14 protein-coding genes are annotated in these 13,331 nt (G+C 39.3%); 9 read left to right on the top strand and 5 right to left on the bottom strand.

What is annotated here, in order from left to right:
- The first annotated feature begins 371 nt into the window (after nucleotides 1-371).
- Nucleotides 372-929, top strand: coding sequence for a peptide deformylase (gene def, locus MKY51_RS03855; RefSeq protein ID WP_339175397.1), 558 nt, complete (start codon nucleotides 372-374; stop codon nucleotides 927-929).
- A gap of 331 nt (nucleotides 930-1,260) precedes the next feature.
- On the opposite strand, the gene MKY51_RS03850 is transcribed toward def, so the two are convergent.
- Nucleotides 1,261-2,031 carry a Cof-type HAD-IIB family hydrolase gene (locus MKY51_RS03850; protein ID WP_339175396.1) on the bottom strand — a complete coding sequence of 257 codons (771 nt, stop codon included), beginning with the start codon at nucleotides 2,029-2,031 and terminating at the stop codon, nucleotides 1,261-1,263.
- A 342-nt stretch (nucleotides 2,032-2,373) separates the two neighbouring features.
- Here MKY51_RS03850 and MKY51_RS03845 point away from each other — a divergent pair, with 342 nt between their 5' ends.
- Both MKY51_RS03845 and rnjA read left to right on the top strand, forming a co-directional pair.
- A complete protein-coding gene (locus tag MKY51_RS03845) occupies nucleotides 2,374-2,583 on the top strand; it encodes a DNA-directed RNA polymerase subunit epsilon (protein ID WP_008403475.1) in 210 nt (69 codons plus the stop codon).
- Nucleotides 2,584-2,588: 5 nt separating this feature from the next.
- Nucleotides 2,589-4,256, top strand: coding sequence for a ribonuclease J1 (rnjA, locus tag MKY51_RS03840; protein WP_008403476.1), 1,668 nt, complete (start codon nucleotides 2,589-2,591; stop codon nucleotides 4,254-4,256).
- 96 nt (nucleotides 4,257-4,352) lie between these two features.
- Here the strand turns inward: rnjA and MKY51_RS03835 are convergent, their stop codons facing one another.
- Entirely contained in the window at nucleotides 4,353-5,015 is a 663-nt protein-coding gene (locus MKY51_RS03835; protein WP_339175395.1) for a TrkA family potassium uptake protein, read from the bottom strand.
- A 60-nt stretch (nucleotides 5,016-5,075) separates the two neighbouring features.
- Complete coding sequence (locus MKY51_RS03830) at nucleotides 5,076-5,489, bottom strand: redoxin domain-containing protein (protein ID WP_339175394.1); 414 nt, start codon at nucleotides 5,487-5,489, stop codon at nucleotides 5,076-5,078.
- A 241-nt stretch (nucleotides 5,490-5,730) separates the two neighbouring features.
- Here MKY51_RS03830 and MKY51_RS03825 point away from each other — a divergent pair, with 241 nt between their 5' ends.
- From MKY51_RS03825 to MKY51_RS03805, 5 genes are read left to right on the top strand one after another with little or no spacing between them, the layout of a single operon-like run.
- Nucleotides 5,731-6,273: an XRE family transcriptional regulator gene (locus MKY51_RS03825; RefSeq protein WP_339175392.1), complete on the top strand. Its 543-nt coding sequence runs from the start codon at nucleotides 5,731-5,733 to the stop codon at nucleotides 6,271-6,273.
- 13 nt (nucleotides 6,274-6,286) lie between these two features.
- Nucleotides 6,287-7,390, top strand: coding sequence for an ABC transporter ATP-binding protein (locus MKY51_RS03820; protein ID WP_339176572.1), 1,104 nt, complete (start codon nucleotides 6,287-6,289; stop codon nucleotides 7,388-7,390).
- Entirely contained in the window at nucleotides 7,383-8,186 is an 804-nt protein-coding gene (locus MKY51_RS03815; protein WP_339175391.1) for an ABC transporter permease, read from the top strand. The genes MKY51_RS03820 and MKY51_RS03815 overlap by 8 nt, the downstream gene beginning before the upstream one ends.
- On the top strand, nucleotides 8,186-8,986 hold the full coding sequence (locus MKY51_RS03810; RefSeq protein ID WP_339175390.1) for an ABC transporter permease: 801 nt from the start codon (nucleotides 8,186-8,188) through the stop codon (nucleotides 8,984-8,986). Before MKY51_RS03815 ends, MKY51_RS03810 begins: the two co-directional genes overlap by 1 nt.
- Nucleotides 8,983-10,059 (top strand): ABC transporter substrate-binding protein, encoded by a 1,077-nt coding sequence (locus MKY51_RS03805; RefSeq protein WP_339175389.1) that lies wholly within the window; start codon nucleotides 8,983-8,985, stop codon nucleotides 10,057-10,059. The genes MKY51_RS03810 and MKY51_RS03805 overlap by 4 nt, the downstream gene beginning before the upstream one ends.
- 223 nt (nucleotides 10,060-10,282) lie before the next feature.
- Here the strand turns inward: MKY51_RS03805 and MKY51_RS03800 are convergent, their stop codons facing one another.
- Nucleotides 10,283-10,744, bottom strand: coding sequence for an 8-oxo-dGTP diphosphatase (locus MKY51_RS03800; RefSeq protein ID WP_339175388.1), 462 nt, complete (start codon nucleotides 10,742-10,744; stop codon nucleotides 10,283-10,285).
- 215 nt (nucleotides 10,745-10,959) lie between these two features.
- Between MKY51_RS03800 and MKY51_RS03795 the strand changes: the two genes are divergently transcribed.
- Nucleotides 10,960-12,147, top strand: a complete 1,188-nt coding sequence (locus MKY51_RS03795; protein WP_339175387.1) for an MFS transporter — start codon at nucleotides 10,960-10,962, stop codon at nucleotides 12,145-12,147.
- A 47-nt stretch (nucleotides 12,148-12,194) separates the two neighbouring features.
- Here MKY51_RS03795 and MKY51_RS03790 read toward each other — a convergent pair whose 3' ends face one another.
- Complete coding sequence (locus MKY51_RS03790) at nucleotides 12,195-13,316, bottom strand: N-acetyldiaminopimelate deacetylase (RefSeq protein WP_339175385.1); 1,122 nt, start codon at nucleotides 13,314-13,316, stop codon at nucleotides 12,195-12,197.
- Nucleotides 13,317-13,331: the final 15 nt, after the last annotated feature.

Below are 13,331 nucleotides of genomic sequence, written 5' to 3'. Positions count from 1 at the left end.
CTTTGAACTGTATTAAAAAATTTTCGTTTTTTACTAGTACAACGTTTCTATAACCCGAGTATAAAGAATAAAATTCTATCGGTCAATCATTGTTTATCATCTTAATTAAAGATTTTTCCTCGCATTTACCGAAACTGATACAGTTACATTACCTGTATCATACAATAATCACCTCTGTACTATAATAGAAAAAACACCCAATAAATTTTATTATTTAATTAATAACACCACACCATTTATTCATTCCCTTATATTGAATTGTTAAATCTGAAATTATGATATTTTTCTTTTGGAGAAGGTTTTTTCTTACTTCGATTCCGGAGAGTCGTGTATACTTACACATATAAGTTTGAACTGAAAGGAAGTTTCACATGATTTTAATGGAACATATTATCCGTGAAGGACACCCTACATTACGCACCCGCGCGGAGGAAGTTACTTTTCCGTTATCTGCTGAAGATCGACAACTCGCAGATGATATGCTGCAATATTTAATTAATAGCCAAGATCCTGAAATTGCTGAAAAATATAATTTACGTGGCGGTATCGGCTTAGCTGCAAACCAGGTAAACAGTTTAAAACGTATGTTTGCACTGCATTTGGAAGACGAAAACGGCGAACTGCTCAGCTTTGTCGCAGTTAACCCTAAAATTGTCAGCCATTCTGTCGAACAGACTTATATAACAAGTGGTGAAGGCTGCCTGTCAGTAGACCGTGCCGTTCCTGGTTATGTCTATCGTTATGCACGCATCACTGTGAAGTTTATGACAGTGGACGGCGAAGAAAAGAAAATGCGTTTATCAGGACTTCCTGCAATCGCGTTCCAACATGAACTTGATCATTTAAACGGCGTTATGTTTTATGATCGCATCGATGAAAAAGACCCGTTCATCCAGTTAGAAAACAGCATTCCATTCGGAAGAGACTAAATCTATAGAACCCATTTTCGTTAGAAGCGAGAATGGGTTCTTTTTTGATAAATTACTATAGAAGAAAGTCGTTTTAATTTTGAAACTTCTAATAAAATTGAAAATGTTCCAATATCCCTGTAAATGTTCTAATAAAAATGAGATCTTCTAATATAATCGTCAATTATTCTAAAATGTCAGCCCGATGTTCTAAAATCCTTTCCATTCTTTCTAATATCGTTATCCGATTATCAAATAAATGCTTACATTGTTCTAATAAAACCTTGTGCCCTACTCCTACAACAAAAAAAACGCTAGGAAAATTTCCCACAACGTTTCTTCTATTGTTCTACTATATTAACTTTAATTTCTTCATCGCGTCAGCCAAGCCGCCATTGTCCACATGTCCTGTAATCATTGAAGCTGCTCCCTTTGCCCTCTCATGACCATTTTCCATCGCGACACTATACCCAAACTCTGACAGCATTTCAATGTCATTTAATCCATCGCCAAATGTAATAACATCCTCAACCGGGAAATTAATTTTTTTCAGCAGTTTTCGGATGCCGTTTGCTTTTGAACCACCGGCTGGCAGTACATCACATGAGAAAGGATGCCAACGGATAAATTGAACTTGCGGGAACTGCTGTTCATAAATTGGCTGTTCCTCTTCTTCTATAAATACAAGCGTTTGATACACCGGTGTGTGCAAATAGTATTGCGGATCGATTTGCGGATATGGATATTGGAGTGTCGCTAAACTGCTTTCCACACTTTCATAGTCGCTTTCGGTCGCAATCATTTCCTTTTCATTCAGGAATACTAACGGATGATTGCGCTGTGCACCAAATTCCAGGATTTCCGTTAAAGTTTCATTATCAATCTGATCGGTATACACGACTTCCCCTTGATAGACAACATATTGTCCGTTAAATGTCACATATGTATCAATTTCAAGCTCTTCCAATATATCTTTTATCATAAATGGTGCACGTCCTGTTGCAATCGCAATTTCATGACCGTTTTCACGTGCCTTGAATATCGCTTCCTTTGCAGAAGCAGGTAATTTTTTATCTGAATTGTATAAAGTTCCGTCTACATCAAAAAATAATATTTTCTTCAATTTATAACGCTCCTTTAATTTTAATAGACCCTTTACAAAAATCTGAATATTTAGTATAATGAGTGTGAGGAGTGATGACCTATGTTAAAACGTCTCAAAAAGAAATGGCGAAAACGATTAAATGGCATCCTCGGAAAAAAATTAATTGCCTAACACTTCATTTAGAGTGGCACGCCCGATTACAGGACGTGCCATTTTTTTTCATTCGTGGCCACTTTGATGTTCACGAAATTTGAAGGGCTTTTCTTTATTTTAAAGGAGTCCCGTGATAATATAAAGGAAATGCATTTTTCTACAAATTAGAAGTGCAGTAATAATGTTCGTACTTAAAGGAGAGTAACTATGATTTACAAAGTCTATTATCAAGAAAACATTTCTGAAATTCCAGTTCGCGAAAACACAAAAACACTTTATTTAGAGGCGTCATCTGAACGTGAAGTACGTCACTATTTAAAAGACCGTAACTACAATATCGAACTTGTTCAACTTCTAGAAGGCAACTATTTAGAATATGAACAAAACAGCCCGAATTTCCGTCTGGAGAACGCTTAATTGTTATGAAATTCGTTAAGAATGATCAAGCGGCTGTATTCGCACTCGGCGGACTGGGCGAAATCGGCAAAAACACATATGCAGTACAATTCCAAGATGAAATCATCCTAATAGATGCAGGTATTAAGTTCCCTGAAGACGATTTGCTTGGCATTGACTATGTAATTCCAGACTATACGTATTTAGTTCGAAATGTAGACAAAATCAAAGGCTTATTTATAACACATGGTCACGAAGATCATATCGGTGGTATTCCTTATTTATTACGTCAAGTTAATATTCCTGTATACGGCGGGAAACTTGCACTAGGTCTACTTCGCAACAAATTAGAAGAGCATGGCTTATTACGTACAACAAAACTGATTGAATTTAAAGAGAATGATGTTATTAAATTCCGTAAAACAGCTGTCAGCTTCTTCCGTACAACACATAGTATTCCAGATGCATATGGTATTGTCATCAAGACACCACCGGGTAATATTGTGCACACTGGTGACTTTAAGTTTGACTTTACTCCAGTAGGCGAGCCTGCTAACTTGACGAAAATGGCGGAAATCGGCCGTGATGGCGTTCTTTGTTTACTATCAGATAGTACAAACGCTGAAAAGCCTGATTTTACAATGTCTGAGCGTACAGTCGGGAAAAGCATTGACGAAATTTTCCGTAAAGTTGACGGACGTATTATTTTCGCAACATTCGCTTCAAATATCCACCGTTTACAACAGGCAACAGATGCAGCCGTGAAATATGGCCGTAAAGTGGCTGTGTTCGGTCGATCAATGGATAATGCGATTACAATCGGCCGTGAATTAGGCTATATTACAGCACCTAAAGAAACATTTGTCGATATACAAAGTTTAAACCGTTTACCTGCAAATGAAGTGATGATCTTATGTACCGGTTCTCAAGGTGAACCGATGGCTGCATTATCACGAATTGCAAACGGTACACACCGTCAAATTCAAATCCAGCCTGGTGATACGGTTGTATTCTCATCTTCTCCGGTTCCTGGTAACACGATGAGTGTAAACAAAATTATCAACTTATTATTCCGTGCCGGTGCAGAAGTTATCCATGGCGCATTAAATAATATCCATACTTCAGGTCACGGTTCTCAGCAAGAACAAAAGCTGATGCTGCGTTTAATGAAACCGAAATTCTTTATGCCGATTCATGGTGAATACCGCATGTTGAAAATTCATACTGAATTAGCTGAAGCTTGTGAAGTTCCATTGGAAAACTCGTTCGTTATGGAAAATGGTGATGTACTTGCATTAAGTGCAAATGAAGCACATGTTGCAGGACGCATTCCTTCAGGCGATGTGTATATCGATGGGAATGGTATCGGGGATATCGGCAATATCGTATTACGCGACCGACGAATTCTTTCAGAAGAAGGTTTGGTCATCGTTGTCGTAAGTGTCGATATGGCCAAAAACAAAATTGTTTCCGGTCCGGATATTATTTCCCGCGGATTTGTGTATATGCGTGAATCTGGCATGATGATCAATGAAGCACAAAAAATGCTGAACCATCATTTAAACAGCACGATTCAGGAAAAGGATACACAATGGAATGATTTGAAAAATGAAATTACTGATGTATTAGGTCCATATTTATATGAGAAGACGAAACGTCGTCCAATGATTTTACCGATCATTATGGAAGTATAAAAGGGACTAATGCTCAATATAAAAAATCCATCATTTTGCTTTCGCGAAATGATGGATTTTTATTTATGTCCGAATTTTAGTCAAAACAGCGCTAACCTACCGCTGAATAACCTTCTTTACAAATCGGTTAATATCGACATCCGCACCGATAATGAGTAACACGTCCCCCACTTGAATACGCTCTGTTGCATTCGGGGAAATCATGATCTCATCACCGCGAGTAATGCCGACGATGTTCAATCCGTATTTAGCACGTACATCCAGCTCGATTAATGACTGACCGGCAATACTTTCGTTCGCTTTAACTTCCATAATGGAATGCTCATTGGAAATTTCCAAATAATCAAGAACACTGTTTGACATCATATTATTGGCAATCCGGATCCCCATATCACGTTCAGGATGCACAACAAAATCCGCACCGATTTTCAGCAATACTTTTTCGTGGTAGTCGTTCTGCGCTTTTACTGTAATTTGCGGAACACCAAGCTCTTTCAAAATAAGCGTCGTTAAAATACTCGACTGGATATCTTCACCAATCGCTACAATGACATGTTCGAAATTCCACAAACCGAGTGATTTGATCGTTTCCTCTTCTGTCGTATCCGCTACTACAGCCTGTGTTGCAATACGGGCAAATTCATCGACACGTTCACTGTCTGTATCGATTGCCATTACATTGGCCCCTTGTTTAACGAGTTCACGTACGATGCTTCCTCCAAAACGTCCCAGCCCTATTACTACGAATTCTTTTTTCATTCTTTTCTCCTCCGAACATCCAGTTGCCACTAGTTTACCGTATCAAAACAGCTATTGTCATTAAATTATGCGTTCTATTTTCTGCTGCAGTAATTTCAATGCAAAATAGCCCGCTTTAAAAAAGCGCAATTGCTGCTGTTGATCAAATATATAGTAAGCAGGTACGAACTTGTTTCCAAACCTGTCGCTTATTTTTAGTTCGTTATCAAGGTAAACAGGGTATATTAAACCGAGTTGCTTTATTTTCTCTTTCACAAGTTCTTCTGAATAATCCGATTCTTCTCTTGGCATATGAATCGCATGAACCGTTAACCGATCCCCAAATATACGTTCCAGTTCCTTCAGATTTTTGATGGAATGGGCACATTCCGAACAGCTCATTGACCAGAAATAAACCAATGTTGCTTTCGCATTTTCTTCGTAAGTATTCTTCCGATTCAATATTTTCGTCGCGCCACTCAACGATGGCATCATTGTTCGAATCCTCATTTATATTCACCTCGTTGTAACATATGTAATGACGGTTTTTTCGGTACCATTCAAATGCCCCAAGACATATATCAATATATATTTGGACAAGACCCTTGAAAATACATATGAATTATGTATAATTATTAGTGCTTTCGTAAACTTAAAGTAATGTAAAAGTAAACTTCCTTACTCAAGGTTTATAAACAGTAAACTATTGAGCGAAAAATATAAGGGGTGTGACTATATGCAAATTGGTTCAAAAATTAAAGCCCTTCGCATAAAAAAAGGGCTTACCCAGGAAGAGCTCGGGGAACGTACCGATTTAACGAAAGGCTATATTTCCCAATTAGAACGTGACTTAAATTCCCCTTCCATAGAAACATTGTTTAACTTGCTGGAAGTTCTCGGGTGTACGCCACGAGATTTTTTTGATGACACGCAACAGAACGAAAAAATTGTCTTCACGAAAAATGAACAAACATGTTTTATTGATCAGGATAAAAAATATGAAATCGAATGGCTTATTCCTACCTCAAATGAAAAGGAAATGGAGCCGGTTTTCATTACATTGCAAAAAGATGCAGAATTTAAAGCATTTGAGCCATCCCTGGCAGAAACGTTCATCTATGTTCAAAACGGACGAATCCGTGTCGTTCTTGGCAATGAAGAATATATCGCCAGTGAAGGTGATGCCGTATATTACGAAGCATCTTCCAACCATCAAATTTTCAATGCGCACAGTGGCATAACAAAATTGCTCCTTGTCGCGACACAATCATATTTATAAATTAGGAGGATGCATAATGGATAACACGATTATTCGCTTTGAGAATGTCACAAAATCATATGATGACGGAACAGTAGTTTTAAAAAATATTAACTTTGAATTGGAACGAGGGAAATTCTACACATTACTCGGACCATCCGGATGCGGGAAAACAACGATTTTACGTATAATCGCCGGGTTTACCGATGCCTCTACAGGAGATGTTTTCTTCAACGGAAAACGAATTAACGATGTTCCTGCAAATGAACGTCAAGTTAATACAGTATTCCAGGATTATGCACTCTTCCCTCACTTGAATGTTTTTGAAAACGTGGCATTCGGCTTACGAATCAAAAAAGTAAAAGAAGCAGAAGTAAAAGAACGTGTACAGGAAGCATTGAAGTTCGTTAACTTGGCAGGCTACGGCAGCCGGGAAATTTCGGAAATGTCTGGTGGTCAGCGTCAGCGTGTTGCGATTGCCCGTGCAATCGTCAATGATCCGGACGTGATTTTACTTGATGAGCCTTTATCTGCGCTTGATTTAAAATTACGTACAGAAATGCAGTACGAACTTCGGGAACTGCAGCAGCGTCTTGGTAAAACATTTATATTTGTTACTCATGACCAGGAAGAAGCACTTGCAATGAGTGATGAAATTTTTGTCCTTTCCCAAGGTGAAATTAAGCAATCGGGTACACCTGTTGATATTTACGATGAGCCGATTAACCGTTTTGTTGCAGACTTTATCGGTGAATCGAATATTGTGGACGGTATTATGATTGAAGACTACCGTGTAAAATTTGCAGGAAAAGAGTTTGAATGTGTCGATGCCGGAATGAAGCGAAACGAAAAAATTGATATTGTCATTCGTCCGGAAGACCTGGAAATTACAACACCTGAAAAAGGCAAACTGATCGTAACAGTCGATACACAGCTGTTCCGTGGCGTGCACTACGAACTATCGACATATGATAAAGACGGCAATGAATGGCTTGTCCACTCATTGAAGAAAGCGGAAGTTGGCGCTGAAATCGGATTGGATTTTGATCCGGAAGCAATTCACGTAATGCGTTTAAACGAAACGGAAGAAGATTTCGATAAACGTTTAGAAGCGTATGGGGATGAAGAGCATGAATAAAACAGCTAAAGGACCGTTAATCCCCTACGTATTTTGGATAATTTTATTCGTTATCGCACCAATTGCGTTAATCGTCTATTATTCAGTTCTTGATCTAAACGGGAACTTTACATTGGCCAACTATGCGAAGTTCTTTACACCGGTTTATTTAAAAATGACGTTGAGCAGTTTCTGGTATGCATTTTTAATTACATTATTTACCTTAATATTCGCCTACCCTACTGCTTATTTGTTGACTAAAACGAAGCATAAACAGTTATGGCTTATGCTGATCATTATTCCTTCTTGGATTAACCTGCTGCTAAAAACATATGCATTCATCGGCATTTTTGGTTTGTACGGCCCGATCAATGCAATGATTGAAGTATTTGGTTTTGATCCAAAACAAATTTTGTTTACGGACTTTAGTTTCGTATTTGTATCGGTTTATATTTTCATTCCGTTTATGATTATTCCGATTTTCAACTCATTGGATAAAATGAATCCTTCACTTATTTACGCATCTCGCGATTTAGGGGCAAATGCATGGACAACTTTCCGCCGTGTCATTTTCCCGCTGACAATCGACGGCGTAAAAGCAGGTATTCAAGTAACGTTCATTCCGGCATTATCGCTGTTCATGATCACACGTTTAATCGCCGGAAACCAGGTTATTACTTTAGGTACGGCGATCGAGCAGCAATTCCTTGTTTCGCAAAACTGGGGTATGGGTTCGACAATTGCCGTGTTCTTAATTTTATTCATGGTGCTCACAATGCTGTTCACGAGACAAAAATCTAAAGGAGGACGTGTCTGATGAAAAAGTTGTCCGCTATGTCGAAAGTATATTTACTTTTCGTATTCGCGATCCTTTACGCACCAATATTTTATTTAATTTTCTACTCCTTTAACAGTGGCGGCAGCATGAATAATTTCGAGTCATTCACACTTGAGCACTATGCGGCTGTATTTGAAGATTCAAGATTAATTATCATTTTGCTGAATACCGTACTCGTTGCCCTATTATCAGGTTTAATCGCAACGATTATCGGAACTCTTGGGGCTATCGGTATTGTTTCATTGAAAGATAAAAAGATGCGCAATACATTGCTTTCGTTAAATAATGTTCTGATTGTTTCACCAGATGTTGTAATCGGGGCAAGCTTTTTGATTTTATTCACAATGATCGGTGTAAAGCTGGGATTTGCTTCAGTACTTGTATCGCATGTTGCGTTCAGTGTACCGATCGTTGTGCTTATGGTTTTACCGAAATTGCTTGAAATGAACACTCCGCTGATTGATGCTGCACGAGACTTAGGTGCAACTAAACGCGATGTTTTGACACGTGTTATTTTACCGTACATTTCACCAGGAATTTTCGCCGGTTTCTTTATGGCATTGACGTATTCACTCGATGACTTTGCAGTTACATTTTTCGTAACCGGAAATGGCTTCAGTACATTATCCGTAGAAATTTACTCAATGGCCCGTGCCGGTATTTCATTAACAATCAATGCTATTTCAGGATTAGTATTTGCTGTAACGGTATTAATCGTTATCGGATACTACTTTATTAACAAACGTTCAAAATCAGTAGCAACGGGGGGACAACGATGAGAGAATTAGTTCAAGCAACGGCTGCCATTGTCATTGTATGTGCCCTGTTGTTTTTTACAGTTGACCGTATGCAATCAGCCGGTTCTGCAGGTAGTAAAGATACATTAACGGTTTATAACTGGGGTGAATATATCGACCCGGAATTAATCGATAAGTTCGAAGAAGAAACAGGAATTAAAGTAACGTATGAAACATTCGATTCAAATGAAGCGATGTTGACGAAAGTACAGCAAGGTGGCTCTGCCTATGATATTGCGGTCCCTTCCGAATACACGATTGAATCAATGAAAGATGATAACCTGCTTATTCCGATCGATCATAACTTAGTGCCAAATCTGCAAAATATTAATGAAGACTTTTTGGATTTACCGTTCGATCCTGACAATGAATACTCAATCCCTTATTTCTGGGGAACAGTTGGCATTGTCTATAATCCGAATTTAATCGATGACCATCTAACGTTTGAATCTTGGGATGACTTATGGGATCCTTCATTGAAACGAAAAGTATTTCTAGTCGATGGCTCCCGTGAAGTAGTCGGAATGGGGCTGAACTCTATCGGCGAGTCACTTAATGTGAAAAATGAGGACTTATTGCGTAAAGCGACAGATCACTTAATTGAACTTTCCCCAAATATTAAAGCGATTATCGGTGATGAAATTACACCGCTTATGATTAATAATGAAGCATCAGTAGCATTAACGTTCTCCGGTCAGGCCGCAGATATGATGTGGGAAAATGAGAAACTGGAATTTGCCGTACCGCAAGAAGGCTCTAACTTATGGTTCGATAATATGGTTATTCCGAAAACTTCTCAAAATATCGAAGGTGCCCATAAATTTATCAACTTCATGCTTGATCCTGAAAATGCTGCGCAAAATGCAGACTATGTCGGCTATTCAACACCAAATGAAGCCGCTTGGGAACTGATGGACGAGGAAGTTATTAACGATGAGCGCTTCTACCCGCCACATGACCAGCGTGAAAAATTGGAAGTTTACGAAAACCTTGGCCTTGAATGGCTGGGCAAATACAACGAATACTTCCTGGAATTTAAAATGAGCTTGAAATAAGAACAAAAATGCTAAAGCGCCCGTTCAGCCCCGACAGGCATTCGAGAGCCCGACTAGAAAGTAAACGTTTCACCACTTTCGACGGCGCGATTGAAATGACCGAGGGGCTGGCACTTTAGCCTGGACGCAAATAACATTTTATTTTAAAGCTATCCATAATGCCAGAATCTATAATTTCCTTAACTTTACGAAAGCGTGGCCAACAAATTTGGTCACGCTTTTTTTATAGCTTATGTATAATACGCTTGTCGATTTTATTATTTTGTTCATCCCACATAGTATGGATTTCAAATGTCCCCGGCTCGAAGAATAAATCAAAACGTACTTGAATGTCCTCCTGCATCGGGTAATATTTGGCCTCGCATATTTTCACCCACTCGAGCTCCCCTTCTGTGCACGAGTCGAAAACTTCCCCCGTAAAATCATCCGTCCAATAATTATAAATAATAAAATGATCGAGCCGTTCCGGGTTCGTGTAATGGGAAATTCCTTTAAACACTAAAGACTGTACTTCCAGCCCTGTCTCTTCTTTTACTTCCCTTATTGCACCTTCAGCAAAGCCTTCGGGAAAATCCACTTTGCCACCCGGCGGAATATATCCTTTGAAATGATCATGCTGCCGGTTGAGCAATAATACTTTATCTTCTTTTTGTATCATGACGACCGTCCAAAACTTATAATTCATCCTTATCTCCCCTTTCACCAAAAGCTACAGTTTACTCGATTCTCTATATAAGCATATTTAACAATTCCATTATCGCATAGAAATGCTCCGGACTAATAAATTCTTTACTAAGATTTGACATGAATAAATGCAATTTTAAAATTTTTAGAGTATGATATTTAATATAAATATATATTTCTAGTGTCGAAATATTTAAACAGGAAGGCTGGCATTGTATGACAGAAAAATCCAATAAGTTAGCGCTTTATTTATTAATGTTTAACATGTTCATTACAATGGGCGGTATCGGGATTATTGTTCCTGTTATGCCTGCCTATTTGCAAGTATTTGGTGTCGGTGGACAAGTCCTCGGTTTTTTAATTGCCGGCTTCGCACTCGCACAGTTTCTGTTCTCTCCGGTTGCCGGTGATTTGTCGGACCGCCATGGCCGGAAAATGTTCATTATTGGCGGGCTGATCGTGTATGGATCTTCCCAAATTTTATTCGGTCTCGCTACGGAAGTATGGGTATTATTTTTAGCACGTTTTTTAAGCGGAACAGGCGCTGCATTTATTATGGCACCAATTATGGCTTTTGTAGCCGATATTACAACGTATGAAGAGCGCGGCAAAGGAATGGGCATGATCGGTGCAGCAATGTCATTAGGCTTTATGATTGGACCGGGTGTTGGCGGATTCTTATCTGAAGTAAATTTGACATTCCCTTTCTTTTTAGCTGGAACTGTAGCATATATGGCCGCAATTCTGTCTGCTATTTATTTACCTAATATTAAAAACATTCGGGAAACAATTGCACCGCGTGAAAAACTGTTCAGGCAAATGGTCAAATCTGTGAAGACCTCCTATTTTATCTTTTTAATTATCGTCTTCACATTCAGTTTTGGTATTGCCAATTTCCAGGCAACGTTAACGCTTTATTTGGACCATAAATTTGGCTATACCCCATCAGAAATTGCCATTATTTTAACAGTCGGCGGGTTTGCGGGGGTAGTGCTGCAAATGTTTGTCGTGAATAAATTGTTTAAGCGTTTCGGGGAAATGAAGGTTATTTTAGTAAACTTATTATTGGCGGCTGCCATGATGCTGCTCGTTATTTACATTAGTGGCTTCTTCATCATTTTAGTTGTCGCTACACTGTTCTCGATTGCCACAACATTTATTCGTCCAGCGGTAAATACACTTATTTCAAAGCTTGCTGGCAATGAACAAGGGTTCGCTGCCGGTATGAACAATGCTTATATGAGTCTTGGCAATATGTTCGGTCCTGCACTTGCGGGTGTCCTATTCGACTGGAATCCAAACTCTCCTTATATTTTAGGTACATGTGTCCTCGTCAGCTGTTTCACGCTTGCGTATTTATGGACAGTCAAAAGAGCACCTCATTTGATGAAAGCCACTTCATAAATCAAAAAAAGCTATCCAAAATTGAAATTGGATAGCTTTTTGTATGTTTAGACAAGCTGACGGATAAATTGTTCGACGAAGCGGCAATTTAGAGGAATGAGCGACTCGTCCGGTGCCATTTTAGCATGGTGGAGTCCGTAATTTGAATTCGCTCCAGTCCAGAACATCGCCCCTGGCAAATCCTTGATGAAATAACCGAAGTCTTCACCTGTCATTGCAGCAGGACATTCATAAGCGGTTGTCCCTTCGAACTGTTCGGCATACTCCAGAAGCGCATTCGCACAATCCGCATCATTATTAACCTCATAATACATTGAGCCGTAATCAATAGTGATAGCGCATTCGAATGAGGCTTCAATTCCTTTGCATATTGCTTCGATACGACGTTTCACTTCGGCCATCGCCTCTGCATTCAACGTACGGATCGTCCCTTCAAGTCGCGCATTTTCCGCGATGACATTTTGAACTGTACCAGAAGTCATTTTCCCAATTGTAATAACAGCACTATCCATTGGATCGACATTACGGCTAATAATAGTTTGCAGCTGCATCACTAAATTGGCCGCAGCAACTGTCATATCCCTTGTTTTGTGCGGATAGGCTGCATGACCGCCAATTCCTTTCAAATCAATAAACAGCTCGGAAGTATTGGCAAACAAAAGCCCTGGTCTCGTTGCAATCGTACCAACCGGATATTCCGGCGCGATGTGTAATGCATAAAGTTCATCTGCAACAAGATGTGGTTGCTCTGCTTTTAACCATTCGAGCATTGGCTCTGCCCCGCCTGGACCTTCCTCAGCAGGCTGGAAATATACAACGACATTTTGAACTGGCGGCTGGATGGAAAATGCCTCGACAAGCCCAAGTGCAATCGACATATGGCAATCATGACCGCAAGCATGCATAAAACCGGCATACTCCGATTCGAACGGCAATCCCGTCTCTTCTTGTACAGGAAGTGCATCTATATCAGCACGCCAGCCAATCAGCTTGGACGGGTTCGTACCTTTTATAAATACAACAATTCCTGTTTTCCAAGTTGTTATTTGCAAATGCTGCTGATCGAGATTTGAAATAAATTGGAGTAAATAGCTCTGTGTTTTAAATTCATTAAAGCCTACTTCAGGAATCTTATGTAGGTCTCGTCTTACTTCAATAAGATGCCTCATGTCGTTCCCGCCTTT

The sequence above is a fragment of the Solibacillus sp. FSL R5-0691 genome (assembly GCF_037974225.1).
Taxonomy (GTDB): Bacteria; Bacillota; Bacilli; order Bacillales_A; family Planococcaceae; genus Solibacillus.
This window is presented reverse-complemented; position numbering and strand designations above follow the sequence as displayed.